The following is a 26,304-nucleotide window of genomic DNA, read 5'->3' on the forward strand; positions in this document are numbered from 1 at the left end:
GCGCAAAGAGAAAACGATTAACTTAAAACATTAAAAATTACTTACGCTCACCAATCTGTTGTCTCCACATTGCGTAATACAAGCCTTTTTCTACAATCAAATCATCGTGTTTACCTTGTTCGATAATTTTACCTTGTTCAAGAACAAATATTCTGTCGGCGTGCATAACGGTTGATAGACGGTGAGCGATTAAAACTGTAATTCGGTTTTTGTCTGAAATATTTCTAATAGTGTCATTGATTTCTTCTTCCGTAATAGAATCCAAAGCAGAAGTAGCTTCGTCAAAAATCAATAAATTCGGATTTCTTAAAATAGCACGGGCAATAGACAAACGCTGTTTTTCACCACCTGAAACTTTAATTCCGCCTTCACCAATTGTAGTATTTAAACCGTCTTCGGCACGTCTTAAAAGTTTATCACAGCTGGCGCGTTTTAAAGCATCGTATAAATCTTCGTCGGTTGCATTTGGTTTAACGAATAATAAGTTTTCGCGAATTGTACCAGAGAATAACTGTGCATCCTGTGTTACAAAACCTAATTGTTTTCGTAGATCCAGCAAATCAATTTCGGTAGAATCAATATCATTATAAAGAACCTCTCCTTCGGCAGGTGTATACAACCCAACCAGTAATTTTACCAAAGTCGTTTTTCCAGAACCAGACGGACCCACAAATGCAACTGTCTGACCTTGTTTGATTTCGAAATTGATATTTTCTACGGCTTTAAATTTTGCCGTTTTATGTTGAAAACTTACATTAGAAAACAATAATGACTGAATAGCGCCAACATGTTTTGGATTTTTTGGGCGAAATTCTTTTGGAGCGCTTAATAACGTTTTAAAATTCTCCATAGATACTTTGGTTTCATTCAATGCAATAATGAAATTTCCAAGTTCCTGTAAAGGCCCAAAAATGAAGAAAGTAAAGAAAACCATTGTAAGCAAATCACCCACAATAATTTTTCCGCCAAACAAGAAATAATACAAAGTAAAAACTACGCAGGTTCTTAAAAAGTGAACCGTTGTTCCCTGAATAAAACTCAAACTTCTAATAAAACGGATTTTTTCTAATTCTAATTGAAGAATTTTAAAAGTATTTAAGTTCAAACGTTTTTCTTCCTGATACGTTAATCCAAGACTTTTTACCAGCTCAATATTTCGTAAACTTTCGGTTGTAGAACCAGCCAAAGCATTCGTTTGATTTACGATTTTCTTTGAAACCACCTTGATTTTTTTACCTAAATACGAACTCACCAAAGCAATAATTGGCGCCGTAATTAAAAAGATAATTGAAATTCGGTAATCAATTCGGGCGACGTAAAGAATTACAAAAATGAATCCGATGATGGTTTGAAAAATCAAAGAAATCGAAAGTGTAATTAATTTTTCAGAATCAGAACGAACTTTGGTTAGTTTGCTTAACGTTTCTCCGCTTCGCTGATCTTCAAACTCAGCATAAGGTAAATCCAGCGATTTTTTAATTCCGTCAGTATACATTTGCGCACCAGTTCGTTGAATGACAACGTTGGTAAAATAATCCTGAAAGTTTTTGGTAATTCTGGAAATCATGGCTGCGCCAAGCGAAAGACCAAGCCAGAAAGATAATGATTTGATAAAACCGGCTGCGTTACCGTCATATTTGTGAAGACCAACACCGCAGTCCTGCATTAACTTTCCGGTAATAATAGAGTCTGATAAACTGAAACAAATGTTTATAGAGGCCATAATCAAAGCAAAAAGCAAAAGCATTTTATGCTTGATTATATAAGAATATAATAATTTCATAGAGTATTTAAAAAAATGGAAGATGCAAAAGTAAGCAATTGTTTTAGTTTCTTAAATGGATTTTTGTTATTAAAAGTGTAATTTTTTTAAAAGATTATTGTTAGATAGTAATTACACTAAAAGTGAAACTATTTAATTTGATTGAAATATATTAACTGAAAGAGTCAATAAGAATTTTTAACTTTGTTTAAATTAGAAAACATGCAATTCAGAACCCAAATGCCAATTCAAAAAAGTAATACTCCAATCGATTATAATTCGAAATTACTTTCCATTGGATCTTGTTTTGCAGAAAATATGGCCGCGAAATTCGATTATTTTAAATTTCAAAATGAAACCAATCCTTTTGGGATAATCTTTAATCCGGTTTCAATTGAAAAATTGTTTATAAGAATAGCTGAACAGAATTTCTTTCAGGAAAAAGATGTTTTTTTTCATAACGAACGCTGGCATTCTTTTGAAGTACATTCAGATTTAAGCAATGCCGATCGCCAGGAACTTTTAGAATCGTTAAATAAAGCCGTTCAGGAAACCTATAAACAGTTAAAAGAAGCAACTCACATTATTATTACATACGGAACTTCATGGATTTATAGAAGTTTAGAAAGTAATGAAATTGTTGCTAACTGCCACAAAGTACCTCAAAAACAATTTTCAAAAGAATTACTATCGGCAGAAGTTATTCACAAGAGTATTCAAAACATAATTGAGTTAATTCAGAGATTAAATCCTAATATAAACTTCATTTTTACGATTTCTCCCGTACGTCACATTAAAGACGGTTTTGTCGAAAATCAATTAAGCAAATCGCATTTATTTACAGCATTGCATTCTGCTCTAAAAACTGAACACTATAAACTGAACACTGAGTACTTTCCTTCGTACGAAATCATGATGGATGAACTTCGCGATTATCGTTTTTATAATGAAGACATGCTTCATCCCAATCAAATTGCGATCGATTACATCTGGAAACTTTTCAGCGAAAATTATATTTCAGAAACCAGTTTTTCTGTAATGAAAGAAGTAGACGAAATCCAAAAAAGCCTTCGTCATCGCAGTTTTAATCCAGAATCAGAACAGCATCAAAAATTCTTAGCTAAACTTCAGCAAAAAATAAATGTTTTAGGTAAAAAACAACCACACATAAAATTCTAATAAAAAACTTTGTCTCTTTGTATCTCTGTCTCTTAAAAAATAAAAAGTAAGAAAATTAACTATTCCATCGTATAATTTTAGAATAATTGCTCATAATTATGTAAATTGTTAAAGCTTAAAATTTACATTTTTGTAAGATGTCTAATTATGCTTTTTTCAGAAGCAATTTTAATCTAATTGATTTTATTAGCGTATGAATAAGAAACCCGTTTATTTTCTAAAAAAAACACTTCGCATATTGCTTTGGTGCGCGGTTTCTGTAGTTGCACTTTTATTATTGGTAATTATTTTAATTCAGGTTCCGTCGGTTCAGAATTTCGTTAAAGATAAAGCCATAACTTTTCTTCATAAAAAAATAAAAACCAAAGTTTCTCTCGATAAAATCTTCATAAAATTTCCCAAAGATGTAGTTCTGGAAGGTTTCTATTTTGAAGATCAAAAGAAAGATACATTACTGGCAGGTAAGCGTTTAGAGGTCGATGTTGATCTTTTTAAATTGGTAAGCAGCGAACTCGAAATCAATTCAGTTTCGTTAGAAAATACAACAGCCAATATTTCAAGAAACAAAGACGGCGTTTTCAATTTCGATTACATCATAAAAGCATTCGAATCGAAAGAACCAAAGGTTGAAGATCCGGACAGCAAACCTTTTAAAATATCAGTGGTAAAAGTCAATCTCGATAAAATTAAATTCAATTTTAAAGATGATTATGCTAAAAATGATATTCGGGTAAATTTGACACATTTCGATACCAAATTCAAAGAATTTGATTTGGATAATATGAAATTTAATATCCCGAATATAAATCTCGACGGCTTAAAATTAGTTCTGGATCAGGATGTTGTAGAAAAAATCGCGGAAGTTTCAGTGAAAACCGTTGATACAGTTTCTAAACGACCTGATTTTAAACTCAGCTTAGGCAAAATTGCGCTTTCAAAAATTGATATTGCGTATGATAATAAAGATTCCAGATTAGATTCTGGAATAAAATTAGGAAACTTAAATTTAGCAGTAAATGAAATCGATCTTACAAAACAGCTTTTGGATTTTGATACTTTTGAAGTTAAAGATCTTAAAGGAAATCTACGTCTGGGTGCAAAAGATAAGCAGATCCAAGCGCCAAGCCTCGACACTACAGCCATAAAACAAGCCGGCTGGAAAGTAAAATTAAATCAGGTTGATTTAAAAAATATCGCTTTCAAATTTGATGATATGCAGTCGAAACCTGTTGCAAAAGGAATCGATTATGCACACATGGATTTGAGTAAATTCAACTTTGAAGCCGATAAATTGTATTACTCCAACGATACGATTTCGGGAAATATCAAAACCTTAACTGTAAACGATAAAAGCGGTTTACATATTCAATCGCTTAAAACTAATTTCTTTTACGGACCAAAAAATGCTTCTCTTGATAATCTATATCTGAGAACGCCTCAAACACTTGTTCAGGATAAAATTATTGTAAAATATGCTTCGCTGGATGCCTTGAAAAAGGATTTAGGAAATCTGAGTTTAGACGCCAATCTAAAACAATCTAAAATTGGCTTTAAAGACATTTTGCTTTTTGTGCCTGATTTACAAAAACAAAATCCGTTTAAAAGTGATCCAAACGCGGTTTTAAGTTTGAATGCCAGAGTAAACGGAAAAGTAAAAGACTTGAATATTCCGCAATTCGAAATGAGCGGAATCGGAACTACAAAAGTTTCCCTTTCGGGGAAGATCAAAGGACTGCCTGATGCGCAAAAATCATATTTCGATTTAGATATCAAAAAGCTTTCAAGTACTTCAAAAGATATTAATTCGTTTGTCCCGGCGGGAACAATTCCAAAGAATATTCAAATTCCGTCGCAAATTAGTTTGACAGGAAAATTTAAAGGTTCGGTACAGAATTTCAATACGAATCTGGCTTTAAACAGCAGTTTCGGAAATGCAAAAGTAGACGCACTTTTTGATCAGCGTATTAAAAATAAAGAGAAATACGACGCCACAGTTTCTTTGCAGGAATTCGATTTAGGCCGATTGATTAAAAACGATTCGATTGGAAAAATTACGCTTAAAGCGAAAGTTAAAGGAACAGGCTTAGACCCTAAAACGGCAAATGCAGCGATTGATGGTTTGGTACAGAAAGCCGTTTTTAATCGATATACGTACAGAGATTTAGCTTTAAAAGGAAATATTGAAAACGGATCTTTTGCTGTAAAATCAGGAATGAAAGATCCAAATCTGAATTTTGAGTTAACGGCAAGCGGCGATACAAAAGACAAATATCCGTCTGTAAAATTAAAACTGAATTTAGATATTGCCGATTTAGAAAAACTGAATCTTCACGCAGGTCCAATGAAACTGCGCGGAAATGTAGACGCCGATATTGCCAACAGTAATCCAGATTTCTTGAACGGAAAAGTATTTCTATCCAATATTCAGATTTTAAAAGATGCAGAACCGATTGTTTTGGATTCTATTCGAGTTTTAGCTTTCGCTGATAAAGACAGTAATTCGATCAAAATTTCGTCTCAATTTTTAAAAGCAGAAGTGGTTGGAAAATACAAACTGACGACTTTGGCGAATTCGATTCAAAACTCTTTATCAAAATATATTGATCTTCAAAATCCAAAAGTAAACGCAGAAGCAGATGAACAACGTTTGGCTTTTACTTTGAAAGTAGATAACGATCCGATTTTATTTAAGTTATTACCAAAATTAACAGGTTTAGAACCTTTTACAATTACAGGAAATTACGATAACAAAACAGATTCTTTGAACGTAAAAGGAACAATTCCGCGAATTGTATATGCAGAAAACACTATTTCTGATGCTAAAATAAATATCGAAGCCAAAGAAAATGCTTTAGAATATTTGGTTTCAGTTGCGGGAATCGACAGCGGTTCGCTTAAAATTCCGTTTACTAGTCTTTCAGGAAATGTAGCAGATAATAAACTGATTTATGCACTTGAAGTAAAAGACGCTAAAGAAAAGCAACAATATTATATCGCTGGAAATCTGAATCATGAAAACTCGAAAAACATCTTTAAAATTGATGCTGATACTTTCGTTTTAAACTATGATAAATGGAGCATTGATCCTGAAAATGCAATTGAATTTGGAGATAAAAGACTTTACATCAATAAGTTTTATTTAGACAATGCCGGGAATCAATTAAAGATACAATCGGAAGGAAGTGAAAACAATTCACCGCTAAAAGTCGAGTTTGTAAACTTCAACATTGAAACGATTATGAACATCGTCAAAAAAGACGAAAAATTAATGCAGGGTTTAATAAACGGTTCGGCAGTTGTTGAGAACGTTATGACAAGTCCAACTTTCACATCTGATTTAAAAATTGATGATTTTGTTTTTAAAGGCGACAAAGTAGGAGATTTAGAAATAAAAGTAGACAATAAAACTGCCAATACACTTGCTGCAAATGTGGCGTTAAGCGATGAAGGAAACGACCTTAAACTGACGGGAGATTATAAATTAGACGCCGGGACTTTTGATTTGGATTTAAATATCAATAAACTCAATATCAAAAGTATTCAGGGTTTCAGCATGGATAATATCAAAGAAGGAACCGGTTATTTATCAGGGAATTTTAAAGTTACAGGAAGTACAGCAACGCCTCAGGTTAACGGCGAATTAAATTTTAATGACGCAGGTTTTAGAGTAACGCAATTGAACTCGTATTTTAAAGTTAAACAAGAAAAAATAGCCATTAATAACGGAACTATTTCATTTGATAAATTCTCGCTTTTAGACGAAAATGACAATGAATTATTTGTAGACGGTGATATTAAAACACCAGATTTTAAAGCTTACAATTTCAATTTATTAGTTGCGGCAAACGACTTTAGAGCGATAAATTCGAAAGCAGCAGATAATGATTTATTCTATGGAGATTTATTTTTAGATACTAAATTAAACATCAAAGGAAATCTGGATGCACCTGTTATTGACGGTACGATTAAAATTAATAAAGAAACCAAATTTTCTGTAGTTCTTCCACAATCCGATCCATCAATTGCAGATCGTGAGGGAATTGTAGAGTTCGTGGATGAAGATAATATGTATCTGAAACAAACAGTTGAAATGGAAAATCAGCTGAATCAGTCGGAATTAAAAGGTATGAACGTCAATGTTGCCATTACAATTGACAAAGAAGCCGAACTGAATTTGATTATTGATAAAGGAAATGGCGATTATTTAAAATTAAAAGGAGAAGCAGAATTAGTCGGCGGAATCGATCAATCGGGTAAAACGACTTTGACAGGTAAATATGAGTTTAGTGAAGGTGCTTACGAAATGAATTTTAACGGAATTAAAAGAAAATTCGAACTTCAAAAAGGCAGTTATATTACCTGGAATGGCGAACCGACAATGGCAAATGTAAATATTACAGCCATTTATAAAGCAAATGCGGCTCCGATAGATTTATTAGGAAATCAATTGTCTACAATGGATCAGGCAGTTAGAAATACTTACAAACAAAAACTTCCTTTTAATACGCTGCTAAAAATGAATGGTGAATTGATGAAACCTGAAATTTCGTTTGGAATTGAACTCCCAGATGGTAATTATGATGTTTCGTCAAATGTTGTAGAAACGACGCAAAACAAATTAAAACAGCTGGAACAAGATCCGGCAGAATTAAACAAACAGGTTTTTGCCCTTTTATTATTGAATCGATTTGTGGGTGAAAATCCGTTTGCGAGTGAAAGCGGCGGTACAAGTGCAGAAACGCTGGCAAGACAGAGTGTGAGTAAAATTCTTTCGCAGCAATTAAATAATCTGGCAGGAGAATTAATTACAGGTTTTGAAGTAAATTTTGATTTAGAATCTACAGAAGATTACACAACGGGATCGAGAGAGAATCGTACCGATTTGAACGTAGCGGTTTCTAAAAGATTACTTGATGACCGATTGAAAGTTACCGTAGGAAGTAGTTTTGGTGTTGAAGGGCAAGAACGTGCGAACGAAGAAAGCACGAACATTGCCGGTGACGTTGCCTTAGATTATCAACTCACAAAAGACGGACGTTATATGGTTCGTGCCTATAGAAAAAATCAATATCAGGTTGCGGTAGAAGGTCAGGTTGTAGAAACTGGTGTGGCTTTTATTATTACGATGAGTTACAATAAATTTAGAGAGCTTTTTCATCGTACTGAAGCTGAAAAAGAACTTATTAAAGAAGAAAAAATCCGTAAAGAAAAAGAAAAGCAGAAAAAGAAAGAACAGAAGGAAAAGGAGAAACTGCAGGAAAATCAGGAAGAAAATAAAATTGAAGGAAATGAGCAAAAAACATAATCATACAACAAGCTGTTTTACAAAATGTGTAGCACTGTTTTCCTTGTTTTTTGTTTTAGGATGCAGTAATACCAAATATCTTCCAGAAGGCGATTATTTATATGTTGGAGGTTCTGTAAAGGTTAAAGATTCGATCATCAAAAAGAAAGACAGAAAAGCGCTGGAAACAGAATTGGAAGGTTTGTTACGTCCAAAACCGAACAAATCAATTTTAGGACTACGCCCGAAATTGTGGTTTTATAACATTGCAGGTGAACCTAAAAAACAAAAAGGTTTTAGATATTGGCTGCGAAATAAAGTCGGAGAAGAGCCTGTACTTTTCAGTAAAGTAGATTTAGATTATAACTCTTCCGTTTTACGAAATTATACCGAAAACAAAGGATATTTTAAAACCCGTGTCAGCGCCGATTCTACTGTTCGAAACAAAAGAGCAACAGCAGAATATATTGTAACACCAAGAAAACAATACATCATTAAAAGCGTGACTTTTCCTGATGATTCGCTTAAAATGTCTAAAATAATTGGTCGTTCAAGCCGAAGAAGTCTTTTGAAAGTTGGAAAACCTTATGACTTGGATTTGATAAAAGCCGAAAGAGAACGAATCGATGCGAGATTAAAAGAAAAAGGATATTACTACTTTAATCCCGATTATCTTCTGGCGCAGGTTGACAGTAGTAAAGGTGATCATGAAGTGAAAATTAAAATCGTAATCAAAAACGAAACGCCTGCTAAAGCGCTGAGAGCTTATACAATCAACAATATTTTTGTGTATCCGAATTATTCGTTGTCAAATGATACAATGGTTTACAGAAAAAGAGATATCGTACAGTACAAAGATTTTACGATAATTGATACTGCGGATACTTTTAAACCAAGAGTTTTTGATCGTACGATTTACTTTAAAAAAGGCGATTTATACAACAGAAAAGATCATAATTTAACGCTGAACCGATTTGTAAATCTGGGGACTTTCAGCTTCGTTAAAAACGAATTTAAACCTTCAGACAGTATCGAAAATGCATTGGATTCTTATTACTACTTAACACTTCTGCCAAAGAAATTCATTCGTGTTGAGGTTTTAGGGAAAACCAATTCAGCGAGTTATACGGGAACTGAATTGAATTTAAATTGGAACAATCGAAACTTTTTTAGAGGTGCAGAATTGTTTACAGCATCTGTTTTTGGAGGAGCCGATTTTCAGTTGGGTGGACCAAACAAAGGAAAAAATATTTATAAACTTGGAGGTGAAGTTAGTCTGACTTGGCCAAGATTTATAACGCCTTTTAATATTGAAGGAAACAGCGAATTTGTGCCGAGAACAAAAACAACGCTGCGTTACGAATATCAGAAAAGAACGCAATTATATGCACTGAATTCATTTAATACTTCGTTTGGCTATTTATGGAAAGAAAACATTCGAAAAGAACATCAATTAAATGTAATTGATATTACATATGTAAGTCCAAATCATGTAACTCCGGAATACCAACAAGATATTGATGAAGATCCAGCCTTAGGCAGAGTAATTGAAAAACAATTGATTTTTGGCCCGACATACAATTACACGTATACCAATACGATGCAGAAACGCCGAAAAAACACCATTTATTTTAATGGAGAATTAGATTTAGCGGGAAATATTACTGGTTTGGTTACAGGTGCTGATTATAATAATAATCCGAAAACAATCTTTGATGTACCATTTAGCCAATATGTAAAAATAAAATCTGATTTTAGACATTATTTAAAATTAGGTAAAGAAAGCGAACTAGCCAGCAGACTAATTGTAGGAGCAGGATTTGCATACGGCAACTCAAGAACATTACCAACGTCTAAGCAATTTGTGGTTGGAGGAACCAATAGTATTCGTGCTTTTAGAGCCAGAACTTTAGGGCCGGGAAGTTACGTTATTCCGCCATCTACAAATATCAATTATACGCCCGATCAATCGGCAGATTTGAAATTGGAATTCAATACAGAATATCGTGCAAAACTGTTTAGTATTGTGAGAGGTGCAGTCTTTTTTGATGCAGGGAATATTTGGCTTTTACACGCCGATCCCGACAAACCTGGAGCAGAGATTTCAAAAGATTTTATGAAAGAAATTGCCGTTGGAGCGGGAGTTGGTCTGCGTTTCGATTTATCATTCTTGGTATTAAGAACCGATTTAGCAATTCCGCTTAGAAATCCATCGCTTCCAGACGGGCAAAGATGGGTTATTGATAAAATTAATTTTGGAGATAGTTCATGGAGAAAAGACAATCTGATTTTGAATATCGCGATTGGATATCCTTTTTAGTTTTTTTGCCACGATTTTTTCGCCACGAATTTCACGAATTTTAATTTGTGAAATTAGAATTAATATGAGCAAAATAATTAGTGTAAATTCGTGCAATTCGTGGCAAAATAACTAATTTGGTCTAAAATATTTTAGAGAATGCAAAACTTGATCAAGAGAATTTTAGGAATCACGGTAATTGTTGTACTGATTGTTTTGGCGTTTAAATACTGCCAATTCAAAAAAGAAGATGATTCTGATATGGAATACAATACCAATCTAATTCAGCAGCAGATTTTGAATGTTGGGAAATTGGTTGTAACCGAAGGACATTTCTCTGAAGTTGTAACGTATAAAAACCAGCAAAAATATTTTCTTGACATGCTTTCCTTTGAAAAGAAAGCTTTAATTGTCGTAAATGCTGACGTTACAGTTGCGTACGATTTACATCAAATGAAATATGATATTGATGAAAAAAACAAAACGATTACGATTTTAAATATTCCAAAAGAAGAAATTAAAATCAATCCCGATATTAAGTTTTATGATGTTGAACAAAGTAAACTGAATCCGTTTACGGGAGACGATTACAATAAAATTAATAAGTCGGTAAAAGCCAATCTTGCAAAGAAGATCGAAAACTCTTCTCTTAAAAAAAATGCCCAAAACCGTTTAATAAGCGAATTGTCTAAGATTTTAATTCTAACCAATTCAATGGGCTGGACACTTCAATACAACGGAAAAACTATCGAATCGGAAAAAGAGTTTACAGAAGATCTTAAGTTATGAGTTTTGCCACAAAGGCGCTAAGACGCTAAGTTTTTTATTTTAATCTACTAAAAGTTACTCACTGGTTGTCATTTCGACGAAGGAGAAATCTCCGCGACAATATTCTACAAAGATTAGGAAAAACTTTGTCGAGCTGCTTGCGGAGATTTCTCCTTCGTCGAAATGACAATACTGAGAAAATGAACTTTGTGCCTTTGCGCCTTTGTGGCAAAAAGTACCTTTCCGGCAAAAAAACTCTAAACTTTAGCAGTAGAAAAAATCAGATCTAAACCGCCAGAAATTAAATGTGCAACTTCTTTACGTCTTTCTTTCAATTGCTCTAAATATGAAAGAACTTCCTGTAAAAGAGAATCTGAAGAATCTTTTAAAAGCTCAGCAATTTCAACAGAAAGCAGCCAGTCATTTTTATGATTTTCTTTTAATTTATTAAAGATATTTTGAAGCTCTGCAGTTGATTTTTTGTTTACACGAATATCACGAACAGACGCATATAAATTTTCCAATTCATCACGTTCGTCTGTGTGCTTTGCTTTAATAGTTTGAGTTGTCGGAACAATATTAATCAAGTCAAAACTATTTACATCGGCAGGACCAGAAAAAGCAGAAACGACTTTTTTACCAATTGCCATATCATAATTTCCCCATTCCGGCTGAAACAAAACAGTTTCGCCATGAGTTACCGTACAGTTTTTAAAACTGATTAAAATAATTTCTCCGTGAAGATTTCGGGAACCGGTTATGATTTCACCTTCAACAATAATATTGCCTTCAAATTCAAGCTTTACCGTTTCATTTTCGACAATGCTGTAAGCTTGTAAATCTTTCGGACTCATATCTTCAATCGCAAGATTAAAACCTTTCAATTTCCCAATCGGACTTCCAAAACCGTGCGGATGAGTTAAAGTTCCGTGGCCAACCAATTCTTTTTCGCGGTAAGCCAAAGCTGTTTTTCCAGTTGTCTGAATGTAAACTGGTTTATGATCTTCTTCAATAACATTAGTGAAAACTCCTGAAATCTGTAAACCAGTACTTAATTCAATTGTTCCTAAAGCATTCGATTGAATTAATTTCTGAATTCCAGATAAACCTCCCGTACGTAAAGCCATTTTATTGGCAAATTCTTCCAAAATCAAACTCAAATAAGAGAATGTCGGAGTAACATATAATTGAGGCTGTAATTGTGTAATATCAAAACTTTGGTTGGCTGCCGAAATATCATAAGGGATTTTTTTCACATTATCCGTCATACAGTGTGCACTTTCGCCAATAGAAGAAAGAAGTCCTGCACCATAAATTTTCGGATTTTCGACCGTTCCGATTAAACCGTATTCTACCGTCCACCAATGCAGGTTTCTAATTTGAGCCATTTCAGACAATTCGCCCATATTATTTTGGAGATCAGCAACTGCTTTTTCGGCTTCATCTATTTTTTCTTGTGGCGTATCTTCCGCTTCTTTTAGAATTGAAAGCAGTCGAATCGCTTCATACATTTGGTAATCTTTATGAGAAGAAATCGCTTTACAGCCAATTTCACCAAAACGTCTCAAATATTCAGCATATTCTGGATTGGCAATAATAGGAGCGTGGCCGGCACCTTCGTGAATAATGTCTGGAGCAGGAGTATATTCGATGTGTTCCAACTGACGAATATCTGAAGCAATAACCAAAACATTATACGCCTGAAATTCCATAAAAGCATTTGGGGGAATAAATCCATCAACTGCAACCGCCGCCCAGCCTATTTCACTTAAAATGCGATTCATCCCGTACATACTTGGAATTGAATCAATTTCGATTCCGGTTTTCTTTAATCCATCCAAATATGAACTGTGTGCTACTTTAGAAAGATAATCCACATTTTTGCGCATCACGTAACGCCAAACCGCCTGATTAATCGGAGTATAATCACTATAATCTTGTGGTTTAATGAATTGCTGTAAATGTTTAGGCAATCGATCTAAAAGCGGATTAGTTTCAATATTTGGATTCATTTCGAAAACGTTGTAGATTAAAATGTAAAATTACGAATTTCAAGTACTAAAATAAATTTTTTCTAAATAGATTTTTAAAAATAAGAACGTTTTCTTGCGCAATCTTTAATTTGAAGGCTTTGATATAAAAATCATTTTGAGATTTTTTCTTTCTTTATTAAGACTAAATGTTTCTTGCAAGAAAATGGTTAGTTTTACACTTGCTGTCATTTCAGTCCCAATCCATAATTATGAAAGTTATTTTAATCGTTTTAGCCATAATCATTCTGATTGTTTTAGGTTTTAGATATTTGTTTTTTAAAATCGGAAAACCTGTAAATTTGGATGTATCGAATTCTTATTTTCATCATTACAGAAAAAATATAATCGTTTATTCTCCAATGGGAAATTGGTTCGAATTGGGCTATTTTGAGTTAGATGCAGATGTTGCTACTTTTCAGCCTTTAAATGTTGATTTCGGAAAAGATAAAAATAATATTTTCTGGAAAGGAAGAAAGCAACAGGTTGATTATGATACTTTTGAAGTGAATTATTTTTATCTCATTAAAGACAAAAATCATGTTTACAGCCGAGATGGAAGAAACTTTAATGAGTTAGAAATAATCCATGATGCTGATCCTAAAACCTATCAGTTATTAGATCCGTCGATTACAGATTACCGACGTTATTATTGGTTTAAAGATGCTCATTCTGTTTATTATAAAAATAAAAGAATCAACGTAAATCCAGAAACTTTTAGGCCTTTAAACGATACAATTGCCGTTGATGCTGATTTTATTTATGCAATTCTCAACTTTAGAGGAGAAGGAAATGAAATGATTGAGGTCGATGAGGTTATCCAAAAACACAAAATGATTGAAGGCGAAATTCATGCTATAAACGAAACGTACGCCAGAATTGGTAATTCAGTTGTTTCTGCTTTTACAAAAGCTGAGTTTGAAATCAATACTTTTGATTCTATTACATTAATTCAAGAAATTGATTATTGGCGAATTAAAGTTAATAATCTTTTGATTGACAAAGGCGTAATCTATCCCGAAATTGATGCGGAAAGTTTTGAATCATTACGATATGATTTTTCAAAAGACAAAAATGGCGTTTATTATAATTTCAAAAAAATTGCCGGAGCAGACTCTTCAAACTTCGAAATTCTTTCAGATCAATATTCTAAAGACAACCAAAGTGTGTATTTTGAAGATACGATTCTAAAAGGATCAAATCCTGAAAAATTCAAATTCTCGTCAGAATATGGAACATGGGAAGACGGCGAAAATCAATATAAAAACGGACAAATTATAGCATCCATAAAATAAAACATTGATATTATAATCCCTGATTTCTAAAATATTCAATTTTATGGCTAAACATAAACGCCATGTTTGTTGCGCGCATTTTAGCTTCTTCAGTAATAGGTCCTGCAAATTGCGAATCAATAGTTGAATTAAAAATAGCAATCCAGCGGTCAAAATGCGTTTTATCTACAGGCAGTTGTTTGTGCGGCGGAAAAGGTGTTCCAGAATAAGCACGTACATCAAACAAAATCGTCTGCCAGAAATTATACATTTTTTGTAAATGCGGTTCCCAGCGATCCTGCAGTTTGTCATTAAAAATAGGTCCGATAAGTTCGTCTTTTCTCACGTTTCCGTAAAAACTATCGACCATTTGTTTAATATCTTCTATTGTGGTTATATCTTTAAGAGTTTCCATGATTTTGCGAAATAATATAAAACGCAAAAATACAACATAACTCTTTGGTTAATCCATGATATTTGTCATTTAACAAGCTGTAATTTCAAGGCAAAAGAGAATTTACAGGTTTTAAAAACTCATCGTTTTTAGATTTTGAATTTTACCGAATTGTTAAGTAAGATTTTTTGTGCTTTTTGTTTTTGTAGTGTATTGATAGTCAAGTGTTTGTTTTTTTATCAGATAAGTTTTTGTTAAGTTAATTTTTACAAATGATGTGTATTTGTAGAGGTGGATATATATCGATTTCGTGAGAATGATAGTACTTTTGATACGTTTTAATAAAAAATATCATAATAAAATGAGAAAAGTTTAACTATCTAAAAAACCACAAAAAAATGCACAAAACTACTCAAAAACCTACAAATCGAGTAAAGTTTGCCATGATGAATTTTATCATTATGCTGCTTTTATTTAGTACAAAAACTAATGCACAGACGGTAACGCCATTTATAACCTCTGGCGATCAATCAAGATTATTACAGCAGCAGTCTTCTGTAAGTTTCGGAACAAACTCGGGAACAAACCCCTCTACAGTTACTGTTAATGCAGGAACCACTTACCAGACTATGGATGGTTTTGGTTACACGCTTACTGAAGGAAGCTGCGAAGTGATCAGCGGAATGGCAGCGACACAGCAAAATCAATTATTAAACGATTTATACAATCCAACTACAGGATTAAACGCTAGTGTAGTTCGTATTAGTATTGCTGCGTCAGACTTAAGCAGTTCTTCTTACAGTTATAACGAAACTTCTGGAGATACGAATATGAACAACTTTAGTTTAAACGGACCAGATTTAACGTATCTAATTCCGATTATCAAAAAAATCCAGCTGATCAATCCAAATATTAAAATTTTGGCAACACCTTGGTCGGCTCCGCGCTGGATGAAAACCAACGGCTCATGGATAGGAGGAAGTCTGCAGACACAATATTATGCGGCTTATGCCAGATATTTTGTAAAATACCTTCAGGCAATGCAGGCGCAGGGAATTCCGATTTGGGCAATTACACCTCAAAACGAACCAGAAAACCCGCATAACGAACCAAGTATGCTGATGAATTCTACAGAACAAAAGAATTTTATCAATCAGCAATTAGGGCCTCAAATGGCATCGGCAGGTTTTGGAAATGTCAAAATTATTGCTTTCGATCATAACTGCGATAATACAGCTTATCCGATTGATGTTTTAAATAATAGTTCTTATGTCGATGGTGCTGCGTTTCACTTATATTTAGGGAATATCTCAGCTATGTCAACGGTAAAAAATGCGACTAATAAAAATGTTTATTTTACAGAGCAATATACAGGTGCTGGCGGTAACTTTGGCGGGGATTTTGGCTGGCATATGCAAAACGTAGTTATTGGAAGTACAACAAACTGGTCTAAAACAGTTTTAGAATGGAATGCAGCCAATAATCCAAGTTTTGGCCCAAGAACTCCTGGAGGATGTACAACTTGTTTAGGAGCTATTACGGTTAACAATAGCACAAGTTACACTAGAAATGTTGCTTATTACATTATCGGGCAGATTTCAAAATTTGTAAAACCGGGAGCGGTAAGAATCGGCGCTTCAAGTACAAGCGGCAGTATTCTTTCAGTTGCTTTCAAAAATCCTGACGGAACAACGGCTCTTGTACTTTACAACACAAGCGGATCATCAAATACAATAAAAGTAGTTTCGGGATCATCAGCATTTAATTATGCTGTTCCAGGTTCTTCGGCAGTTACTTTCAATTGGGGAACTTCGAGTCCTATTGCGGTTACAGGTGTAAGTGTAAATCCGACTTCTTCAACCATTACGACTGGACAGACGCAGCAGTTAACAGCGACAGTTTCTCCAAGTAATGCAACTAATACTGCTGTAAATTGGAGTTCAAGCAATACAGCTGTTGCCACAGTAAATTCAAACGGATTGGTTTCTGCAGTTGCTGCAGGAAATGCAACAATTACGGTTACAACTGTAGACGGTGCAAAAACAGCGACAAGTGCCATTACGGTAAATGCGAGTACTACAGGATTTCCAGGCTATTATAATATCATTTCAAGAAACAGCAATAAAGGTTTAGACGTTGCTGATAATGCAACGACAAGTGGCAGCAGAATTCAGCAATATGATATTACAAATGGAGGAGGAAATAACCAGCGTTGGAAATTTGTTTCTGACGGAAGCGGTAATTATTATATCATTGTAAAATCTACGGGAATGTATCTTGCAGTAGAAAGCAACGGAACTGCTGATGGATTAAAAGTACAGCAGAGAACTTTTACATCTTCTAATGAATTTAAATGGACAGTTGCAAACCTTGGAACTGGTTACTATAAAATCACGAATGTAAACACGGGCAAATCACTTGATGTTGAAAGTGTTTCGACTGCAAACGGAGCGAATATTCAAGTTTGGGCATATACGGGCGGATTAAATCAGCAATGGCAGTTTGTTCAAGTTGAATCTACGGCAAAAAAGGCTTTAGCAGCAACTCCTTTGGAAGAGGAAAATACAACCGATATGGCTATTTTTATTGATGAAGCAAGTAATCATTTAAAAATTAAAACCAGTCATGAAGGAAATGCAGATGTGCAGATATTCAATACGGCTGGACAACTTATTTTAAATAAAAATATAAGTTTTGTAAAAGGAAATATTTCTGAAATTGAAGTTTCGAGACTTTCAAAAGGAGTTTACATTGTGAAAGTAAATGACAACGAGGGAACTTATTCTAAAAAAGTCTTAAAGCAGTAATTGCAAATCTAGGATTCAATTAGTAATTTTATATTTGGTTGTAAAAGGCTGTCTAAATTTTAGACAGCCTTTTATTTTATCCAATCAATTGTGTGAATAAATCTTGATTGTCGTTTAAATATTGAAATTCGAATCCGTTTTGTGTCATATTTATTTTGATAGACATAATATCGTTTTTGTTTTTTAATTCTAAGCCAACGACCACAGAACCTACTTCGCGATTGTTTTTTTTATGAAATTGAAAATAAGTAATATCATCATCTGGACCTAAAATGTTATTTACAAATTCTTTTAAAGCACCTGGACGCTGCGGAAACTGAATCATAAAATAATGCATTAAACCTTCGTAAAGTAAAGAACGTTCTTTGATTTCGGCTGTTCTTTCAATATCGTTATTACTGCCGCTTACAACACAGACAACGGTTTTACCTTTTATTTTTTCTTTATAAAAATCCAAAGCTGCAATTGTCAAAGCTCCGGCGGGTTCTACAACCATTGCTTCTTCATTATACAATCTCAAAATTGTGGTGCAGACTTTTCCTTCGGGAACCAGAATAATATCATGAAGATTTTGTTTACAGATTTCAAAAGTCATATCACCGACTTGTTTTACAGCGGCACCGTCCACAAATTTATCGATCGTTTTTAAAGCTGTATTTTTATTTTCTTCAATAGAAGTTTTCATAGAAGGCGCACCTTTGGGTTCAACGCCGATTATTTTAGTCTGCGGACTTAAATGTTTAAAAACTTCAGACAAACCAGAAGCCAATCCGCCGCCACCAATTGGCACAAAAACGTAATCGATTGGTGCTGCATAAGTGTCGAGAATTTCTAAACCAACGGTTCCTTGCCCGGCAATCACTTTTTCATCATCAAAAGGATGAATAAAAGTCTTGTGATTTTTAATAGCGTCTGCTGTTGCCGAAGCATAAGCGTCATCAAAAGTATCTCCCGTAAGAACAATTTCAACAAACGATTTTCCAAACAATTGTACTTGTTTTACTTTCTGTTTTGGAGTGGTTTTCGGCATGTAAATTTTGCCATTTATCTTTAGAAGATTACAAGAATAAGCAACTCCCTGCGCATGATTTCCTGCACTTGCACAAACAATTCCGTTAGCTTTTTCTTTTTCTCTTAAAGAGGAAATTTTATTGTATGCGCCTCTAATTTTATAGGAACGAACAATTTGTAAATCTTCTCTTTTTAGCAGAATATTAGCTTCAAATTCGTCTGAAAGATTTAGGTTTTGAGTAAGCGGAGTAGAGGCAACTACATTTTCAAGCTGCTTTTTGGCGTGTAATACTTCGTTGAATAAATCCATAATGGTTTGTTTTTGTTTTTTGCCACAGATTAAAAGGATTATTAAAGATTTGAATCCATGTTAATCTGTGAAATCTGTGGCAAATTATATTTTAAAATTAGTGCCAATTCGTGCAATTCGTGGCTGACTTTTTAATTATTTAAAATAAAAAAACCTCCCAGTTTTGGGAGGTTTCATAAATTGTATGTTTACTTATTTATATAACACCTCGCCATTACTGCTGAATTGCAATAATGCTGATAATAGCGATAATAATGTTATTAAAATTTGTCATTTTTTCTTGTTTGAAAAACAAATGTACTTAAAATTATTTTTTTACTGGCGGATATTGCGCTAAAATTTTGTTTACAAATTCAGCGATTTTTTGATCTTTTTTATCAATGTTTCTTGTTAGAGTTCCTTGACCTTCACCTTGCCAGATCATTTCTTTCTTTTTAGCGTCGATTAAATCTATATATAAAGTTCCTTCTGTAGAAGTAGAAACAGTAGTTTGGTTTCCTCCGTACATCATCCACGGATTCCAACCCCAGCCCCAGCCGTAACCCCAGCCGGCACTAAATTGATTTACATTAACTTGTTCTCTTGATTTAGTAAAAATGTTTACCAATAAGTCTGGATTTTCACTTTTAGTTAAACCTTTAGCCTGCATTTCATTGTCAATTGCATGAAGAATTCTTCTCTTATCCAAATCAGAAATCTCAACCTTATCAATTCCGGGCTTAAAGAAAGCATACGTTTTATAAGGCGCAAAATCTACATTTTTATCGTAGTCAGAATATACCGTAACACTGCTGCAGGAAGCAAGTACCAAAAGCAAAAAGACAGGAATTAGTTTGAAAGTTCTCATAGTATTAAAATTAAATGTTCATGTTTGTTAAAGCAAGCTTTCGTCAACTAAGTTGGGTAAAGTTACTTTTAGTAAAGGTTCTACTTCCATGGCACGTTTTATAGCAAAAACAGCACCTTCATTTCGAGCCCAGCTTCTACGCGAAATTCCGTTGTTAACATCCCAGAAAAGCATTGATGTTAAACGCTTTGAAGCCTCTTTAGAACCATCAAGAACCATACCAAAACCACCGTTTATAACCTCTCCCCAGCCAACGCCGCCGCCGTTATGTATTGATACCCAGGTTGCTCCTCTAAAACTGTCTCCAATCACATTATGAATGGCCATATCGGCAGTAAAACGAGAACCGTCATAAATGTTTGAAGTTTCTCTGTACGGAGAATCTGTACCCGAAACATCATGATGATCGCGTCCTAAAACCACAGCGCCAATTTCGCCTTTTACAATCGCTTGGTTAAACGCTTCTGCAATTTTGATTCTTCCTTCAGCATCTGCATAAAGAATACGAGCTTGAGAACCTACAACGAGTTTATTTTCCTGCGCGCCTTTAATCCATTTGATATTATCCTGCATTTGTTGCTGAATTTCATTTGGAGCCGTTTTAGCCATTTCTTCTAAAACCTGACACGCAATTGTATCTGTTTTTAATAAATCTTCTGGATTTCCAGAAGTACAAACCCAACGGAAAGGACCGAAACCGTAATCAAAACACATTGGCCCCATAATATCCTGAACGTAACTTGGATATTTAAAATCGATATTATTTGAAGCCATAACATCGGCACCAGCACGAGAAGCTTCTAATAAAAAGGCATTTCCGTAATCAAAAAAGTAAGTTCCTTTTGCAGTATGTTTGTTAATTGCATCTGCGTGACGACGTAACGTTTCCTGAACTTTTTCTTTGAATAATTCTGGATTTTCAGCCATCATTTTGTTCGCGTCTTCAAACGAAATTCCAACCGGATAATAACCTCCAGCCCATGGATTATGAAGTGAAGTCTGATCAGAACCTAAATCAATTTTGATGTTTTCTTTGTCGAAACATTCCCAAACATCAACTACATTTCCTAAATAAGCTATAGAAACGGTTTCTTTTTTGGCTTTCGCCGAATTTACTCTCGCAACTAATTCTTCGGTTGAGGTTACAATTTCATTAATCCAGCCTTGTTCGTGACGAATTTTTGTAATCTTCGGATTCACTTCGGCGCAGACCGTAATACAACCCGCAATGTTTCCAGCTTTTGGCTGTGCGCCAGACATACCGCCCAAACCAGAAGTTACAAATAAACTTCCTTCTGGATTTTGTTTTATTTTTCTAAAACCATTCAAAACCGTAATCGTAGTTCCGTGTACAATTCCTTGTGGACCAATGTACATATAACTTCCCGCTGTCATTTGTCCGTATTGCGAAACGCCTAAAGCATTCATTTTTTCCCAATCATCAGGTTTAGAATAATTTGGGATTACCATTCCGTTTGTTACGACAACTCTCGGCGCTTCTTTATGCGAAGGGAATAACCCCATCGGATGACCTGAGTACATCGTTAAAGTTTGCTCGTCTGTCATTTCAGACAAATATTGCATCGTCAATAAATATTGCGCCCAGTTTTGGAAAACCGCTCCATTTCCTCCATAAGTTATCAACTCATGCGGATGCTGTGCTACAGCATAATCCAGATTGTTCTGAATCATGTGCATAATTGCTTTTGCCTGCAATGATTTTCCAGGATATTCGTCAATTGGTCTTGCGTACATTTTATAATCTGGACGAAGACGATACATATAAATACGTCCGTAAGTTTCTAATTCTTCTGAAAATTCAGGAATTAACTCAGCGTGGTGTTTTGGATCAAAATAACGTAAAGCGTTTTTCAATGCCAGTTTTTTTTCTTCTGCCGAAAGAATTTCTTTTCGTTTTGGTGCATGATTAATAGCTGGATCGTAAGCCTGTTTAGGCGGTAATATTGAAGGAATTCCTTGTTGTATTTGTTCTTTGAAAGTCATTTTTTTTGAGGTGCTAAGTTGCTCAGATTCTAAGCCTCTAAGGTTTAGTTTCTGTGGGCAAATATTTTATTGTTATTTAATAAATATGTCTCCCCGCTGGGGCTTTTTCTTATATACTAATATTGTAATTCTATAAATATGTAACTCCTCCGGAGTTTTTCAGCTTTAAATTTTGCATGCGAATGTAATTCTATACAATTAATTTTGAATGAAGTTTTTAGCCTTGGAAAGGCGAAACATTTATAGAAAATCAAATTCATCCACACAAAAGCTCCAGCGGAGCGAAATAGTAATTTTAATTGGAATTTGGTCCCGAAGCTTCGGGATAAAAACTTGGAATTTTCAAAATAATTATCTAATTCCCAAATTGGCACATTATCTAATTAAAATGACTAGGGATAACGGATATCCGACCTGTGATACGACTTGTAAATCGTAATCTTAAATTTTCTTGAACGAATATCCATATAATTAATTTTAGATTTCTGATTTTAGATTTTTTTCTAACTATGTTTTAATTCATTTTATCTTAAAAATATGTCGCCCCGCTGGGGCTTTAATTCCTGTGTGTATTTTTGTTTTCTATAAATATTTAACTCCTCCGGAGTTTTTTTTAAGACTGGAAAAACATAGATTAAAGAGTTCTTAATATAAAAGCCTTGGAAAGACGAAATTTTTATAGAAAATCACATTTATCCACACAAAAGCTCCAGCGGAGCCAAACATTAATTTTAATTGGAATTTGGTCCCGAAGCTTCGGGATAAAAACTTTGGATTTCAAAATAATTATCTAATTCCCAAATTGACACATTATCTCATTAAATATAAACTTCCTCATTCACACAAAACGGCATTTTTTTGTTCTCAAAAAGCGCTATTATATTTTGTGCAGCACAAACTGCCATTCCGTTTCTGGCCTCGTATGTTGCTGAACCAATATGCGGCAGAACACAGCAATTCGGAAGCGATAATAACGGATTATCGGCTTTCATTGGTTCTGGGTTTGTAACATCAAGTCCAGCGCCCCAGATGATATTATTAGTTAAAGCTTCGAATAAATCATCTTCATTATGAAATTTTCCTCTTGCCGTGTTGATGAAAATCGCATTCGATTTCATTTTGGCAAAAGTATTTTTATTGAAAATCTCGTTGTTTTCTTCGCTGTAATTTGAATGAACGCTTAAAACATCACTTTCGGAAAGTAAGGTTTCAAAATCTACAGATTTTGCGTCAAGTTCTTTCTCAGCTTCTTGATTATGAGAACGATTGTGATATATGATTTTCATTCCAAATGCGGCTTTACACTTTTTAGCCATTTCAAAACCAATTCTTCCTAAACCGAAAATCCCTAAAGTTTTACCGTAAAGTTCCTGTCCTAAATTTGATAATGGATCAAAACTTCCCCATTCGTCATTTAAAATTCTTTTGTGATTAAAGAATGATTTCCTTGCAACGCTTTGCATTAATAAAAAAGCAACATCAGACGTCGCTCTGCTTAAAACATCAGGCGTATTTCCGATGGGAATTTTTCTACTGTTTGCTGACGGAATATTAACTGAATCAAATCCGACAGAAAAAAGGGCAATTCCTTTTAAATTTGGACATTGATTAAAAAAATCTTCATCTAATTTATTAGTTCCAACATTCAAAAGTGCATCATGTTCCTGACAGATTTTTATAAAATCTTCTCTTGATAAAACGTTCTCAGTTGGATTTATAGTAAAGTTAATTCCTTTTTCCTGAAGCAGCTTAATGCCGGCTTCGGGTATATTTTTATTTATAAAAACTTTCATTTGATTGTAATTCTTATAACGATTTTTTTATTTGTCCTGTTTTTTTATCATATCCGTAAGGACAATGACGACAGCCGCTTTTACAGCAATAACCGCGTTTTAAATGGTGTTTTTCGGTAAAGCATTTATAACCTTCGGGCGTATAATAGAAATCTTCACCTTCGATTAATTTATTTTCATTACTTTGCTCTTTCATAAATCTGCTTCGCGTTCATTTTTCAAACAAACTAAAATCAAAAATATAAATATTTGATTATGATTTTATTGAAATCGAACAATTTTATAGCTACAAATTTATAAATTTTACAGCCAATGTTTCTGATTGTTGCTAAATATTTAATTCCGAAAGGATATCGAGGGATGGCTGTATTTCCGTTTGTTTTAATGAAATATGATGTAGATAAAACAAATGCGGTTTTTGTTAATCACGAAAAAATACATTTAAAACAGCAATTAGAACTTTTAATAATTCCGTTTTTTATCTGGTATTTTTTAGAATATCTAATCCGTTTGATTCAGTATAAAAATGGAGCTTTGGCTTATCGAAATATTAGTTTTGAAAGAGAAGCTTATACCAAAGAAAGAGACTTAAATTATTTAAAAAACCGATCTTTTTTTCAGTTTTTAAATTATATCAAATTAAAATGAATCCTGTTTTCAATCAATCTATAAATATTCAGTTTCCTAATGCTATTTCTTTGACTATTAAACGCGAAGATTTAATTCATCCGTTTGTATCAGGGAATAAATTTAGAAAACTGAAATACAATTTACTTCAGGCGAAAGCCGAAAATAAAAATACGTTATTGACTTTTGGCGGTGCATTTTCGAATCATATCGCAGCAGTTGCATATGCCGGAAAAGAACAAGGATTTAATACGATCGGAATCATTCGCGGAGACGAACTTTTTGATAAAATTGAAGAAAATCCAACGCTGAAATTCGCTCAGGAAAACGGAATGAAATTCGAGTTTGTTTCAAGAGAAGATTATCGTTTAAAAAACGAAACATCTTTTATAGAAAAGCTGAAAGACAAGTTTGGAGACTTTTATTTGGTTCCCGAAGGCGGTACAAACGAACTGGCTGTAAAAGGCTGCGAAGAGATTTTAACCGATGAAGATTCTGTTTTTAATTACGTTTGCTGCGCTGTCGGAACGGGTGGTACGATTTCGGGTTTAATTAATAGTTCGATACAAAATCAGAAGATTTTAGGCTTTCCGGCGTTAAAAGGTGACTTTTTACAAGATGAAATTCGTATTTTTGCAAAAAAAGATAACTGGAATTTAGTTTCTGACTATCATTTTGGAGGTTATGGCAAGGTAAATTTAGAATTAATTGAATTTATTAATTCTTTTTTAGAAGAAACAAAAGTGCCTTTAGATCCAATTTATACGGGAAAGATGGTTTTTGGCGTTATAGATTTAATCGGCAAAAATTATTTTCCTGACAATTCGAAAATTTTACTCATTCATACCGGCGGACTGCAGGGAATTGAGGGCATGAATTTGAAATTGAAGCAGAAGAAATTACCAATACTCAAAAAAAATGATTAAAAAAATTGTATTACTTCTCGTAATATTGGCTTTGGCAAGCTGTTCTTCGAGCAAGCCTGCAATCGCGACGACTAAAAAAGCGGCGGCTGTACAAAGGCCAAGAGTTGCAGCAACGAAAAAAACAACTCCGGCAAAACCAATTGGTAAAAATTATCCTTCTACAAATAATACAACTGAGGTTATTCAATCTACTTCAAAAACAGTTGTAACCAGCGATTTAATCAATAATTATATTCTGCAATACCAAGAAATTGCGGTGGGCAACATGAAAACGTACGGAATTCCAGCAAGTATTATTTTAGCTCAGGGAATTTTAGAATCGGGTGCAGGACGCGGTGATTTGGCTGTAGAAGCGAATAATCATTTTGGAATAAAATGTCATAAAGACTGGCTAGGAGAAAGCGTTCGTCATGATGACGATTCGGCTCAGGAATGTTTTAGAAAATATCCTCAGGCATCAGAATCGTATAGAGATCATGCTTTATTTTTGGTTGGAAAGAAAAGATATGAATCACTTTTTAAATACGAAAAAGACGATTACAAAGCGTGGGCAAAAGGTTTAAGAGCTTGTGGTTATGCAACCGATCCGAATTATCCAGATAAATTAATCAGTTATATCGAACGTTATAATCTGCATCAATACGATTGTCAGGTTACGGGTAAAACGTATGTTGCGATTAACAAAACGGCTCCAACGAGAACTTCAACTTCAGTTGTTTATTCAGATCCTAAGATTAATATGAACTCTAATGATCCGAATTTATATGAAGTTCAAAAAGGAGATACTTTATATTCTATCTCAAAGAAATTCAATTTATTAGTTGATGACTTAAAGCGAAAAAATAACCTGACCGATAATGCTATTTCGATAGGACAGAGACTTAAAGTGAAATAAGTGTTCAGCTTTTAGTGTTCAGTCTCAGTTTAAATAATCTAAAAAATAAAAAATAAGTTTTCAGTTTTAATCTAAAATTTGAACTCTAAAATCT

The 26,304-nt window shown here is 33.9% G+C and carries 17 protein-coding genes; 9 read left to right on the forward strand and 8 right to left on the reverse strand.

Annotated elements, in window-relative coordinates; all coding sequences use genetic code 11:
• Positions 1-37 precede the first annotated feature (37 nt).
• Positions 38-1,783, reverse strand: coding sequence for an ABC transporter ATP-binding protein (locus ABD859_RS09975; protein WP_345143626.1), 1,746 nt, complete (start codon positions 1,781-1,783; stop codon positions 38-40).
• Between the two features lie 201 nt (positions 1,784-1,984).
• On the opposite strand from ABD859_RS09975, the gene ABD859_RS09980 reads away from it, so the two are divergent.
• The 4 genes from ABD859_RS09980 (at position 1,985) to ABD859_RS09995 (ending at position 11,313) form a co-directional block, all read left to right on the forward strand.
• On the forward strand, positions 1,985-2,941 hold the full coding sequence (locus tag ABD859_RS09980; RefSeq protein ID WP_345143629.1) for a GSCFA domain-containing protein: 957 nt from the start codon (positions 1,985-1,987) through the stop codon (positions 2,939-2,941).
• Between the two features lie 193 nt (positions 2,942-3,134).
• The gene (locus tag ABD859_RS09985) at positions 3,135-8,246 is read left to right on the forward strand and encodes a translocation/assembly module TamB domain-containing protein (RefSeq protein ID WP_345143632.1); all 5,112 of its coding nucleotides are present in this window, start codon (positions 3,135-3,137) and stop codon (positions 8,244-8,246) included.
• A complete protein-coding gene (tamL, locus tag ABD859_RS09990; protein ID WP_345143634.1) occupies positions 8,230-10,545 on the forward strand; it encodes a translocation and assembly module lipoprotein TamL in 2,316 nt (771 codons plus the stop codon). The genes ABD859_RS09985 and tamL overlap by 17 nt, the downstream gene beginning before the upstream one ends.
• Before the next feature lie 138 nt (positions 10,546-10,683).
• Entirely contained in the window at positions 10,684-11,313 is a 630-nt protein-coding gene (locus tag ABD859_RS09995; protein ID WP_345143637.1) for a DUF4230 domain-containing protein, read from the forward strand.
• Positions 11,314-11,549: 236 nt separating this feature from the next.
• Here ABD859_RS09995 and ABD859_RS10000 read toward each other — a convergent pair whose 3' ends face one another.
• Entirely contained in the window at positions 11,550-13,304 is a 1,755-nt protein-coding gene (locus tag ABD859_RS10000) for an aromatic amino acid hydroxylase (RefSeq protein ID WP_345143638.1), read from the reverse strand.
• Positions 13,305-13,534: 230 nt separating this feature from the next.
• Here ABD859_RS10000 and ABD859_RS10005 point away from each other — a divergent pair, with 230 nt between their 5' ends.
• Positions 13,535-14,617, forward strand: coding sequence for a DKNYY domain-containing protein (locus ABD859_RS10005; RefSeq protein ID WP_345143640.1), 1,083 nt, complete (start codon positions 13,535-13,537; stop codon positions 14,615-14,617).
• Positions 14,618-14,627: 10 nt separating this feature from the next.
• Here ABD859_RS10005 and ABD859_RS10010 read toward each other — a convergent pair whose 3' ends face one another.
• Positions 14,628-15,011, reverse strand: coding sequence for a group III truncated hemoglobin (locus tag ABD859_RS10010; RefSeq protein ID WP_345143642.1), 384 nt, complete (start codon positions 15,009-15,011; stop codon positions 14,628-14,630).
• A 377-nt stretch (positions 15,012-15,388) separates the two neighbouring features.
• On the opposite strand from ABD859_RS10010, the gene ABD859_RS10015 reads away from it, so the two are divergent.
• Positions 15,389-17,797 carry an RICIN domain-containing protein gene (locus ABD859_RS10015; RefSeq protein ID WP_345143644.1) on the forward strand — a complete coding sequence of 803 codons (2,409 nt, stop codon included), beginning with the start codon at positions 15,389-15,391 and terminating at the stop codon, positions 17,795-17,797.
• Between the two features lie 76 nt (positions 17,798-17,873).
• Here the strand turns inward: ABD859_RS10015 and ilvA are convergent, their stop codons facing one another.
• From ilvA to ABD859_RS10040, 5 genes are all read right to left on the reverse strand, one after another.
• Positions 17,874-19,118 carry a threonine ammonia-lyase IlvA gene (gene ilvA, locus ABD859_RS10020; RefSeq protein WP_345143646.1) on the reverse strand — a complete coding sequence of 415 codons (1,245 nt, stop codon included), beginning with the start codon at positions 19,116-19,118 and terminating at the stop codon, positions 17,874-17,876.
• 307 nt (positions 19,119-19,425) lie between these two features.
• Entirely contained in the window at positions 19,426-19,965 is a 540-nt protein-coding gene (locus ABD859_RS10025) for a DUF4136 domain-containing protein (RefSeq protein WP_345143648.1), read from the reverse strand.
• Between the two features lie 27 nt (positions 19,966-19,992).
• Positions 19,993-21,969 (reverse strand): urocanate hydratase, encoded by a 1,977-nt coding sequence (locus tag ABD859_RS10030; protein ID WP_345143651.1) that lies wholly within the window; start codon positions 21,967-21,969, stop codon positions 19,993-19,995.
• 818 nt (positions 21,970-22,787) lie between these two features.
• On the reverse strand, positions 22,788-23,762 hold the full coding sequence (locus ABD859_RS10035; protein WP_345143653.1) for a 2-hydroxyacid dehydrogenase: 975 nt from the start codon (positions 23,760-23,762) through the stop codon (positions 22,788-22,790).
• 13 nt (positions 23,763-23,775) lie between these two features.
• Entirely contained in the window at positions 23,776-23,958 is a 183-nt protein-coding gene (locus tag ABD859_RS10040; RefSeq protein ID WP_345143656.1) for a C1orf53 family protein, read from the reverse strand.
• Between the two features lie 116 nt (positions 23,959-24,074).
• Here ABD859_RS10040 and ABD859_RS10045 point away from each other — a divergent pair, with 116 nt between their 5' ends.
• Genes ABD859_RS10045 through ABD859_RS10055 form a run of 3 tightly spaced genes read left to right on the forward strand, consistent with a single transcriptional unit; the run spans position 24,075 to position 26,210 of the window.
• Positions 24,075-24,410, forward strand: a complete 336-nt coding sequence (locus tag ABD859_RS10045; RefSeq protein ID WP_345143659.1) for a hypothetical protein — start codon at positions 24,075-24,077, stop codon at positions 24,408-24,410.
• A complete protein-coding gene (locus tag ABD859_RS10050; RefSeq protein WP_345143661.1) occupies positions 24,407-25,315 on the forward strand; it encodes a 1-aminocyclopropane-1-carboxylate deaminase/D-cysteine desulfhydrase in 909 nt (302 codons plus the stop codon). The genes ABD859_RS10045 and ABD859_RS10050 overlap by 4 nt, the downstream gene beginning before the upstream one ends.
• A complete protein-coding gene (locus tag ABD859_RS10055) occupies positions 25,308-26,210 on the forward strand; it encodes a glucosaminidase domain-containing protein (RefSeq protein WP_345143663.1) in 903 nt (300 codons plus the stop codon). The genes ABD859_RS10050 and ABD859_RS10055 overlap by 8 nt, the downstream gene beginning before the upstream one ends.
• Positions 26,211-26,304: the final 94 nt, after the last annotated feature.

This window comes from Flavobacterium ginsengiterrae, from assembly GCF_039539785.1.
Lineage (GTDB): Bacteria > Bacteroidota > Bacteroidia > Flavobacteriales > Flavobacteriaceae > Flavobacterium > Flavobacterium ginsengiterrae.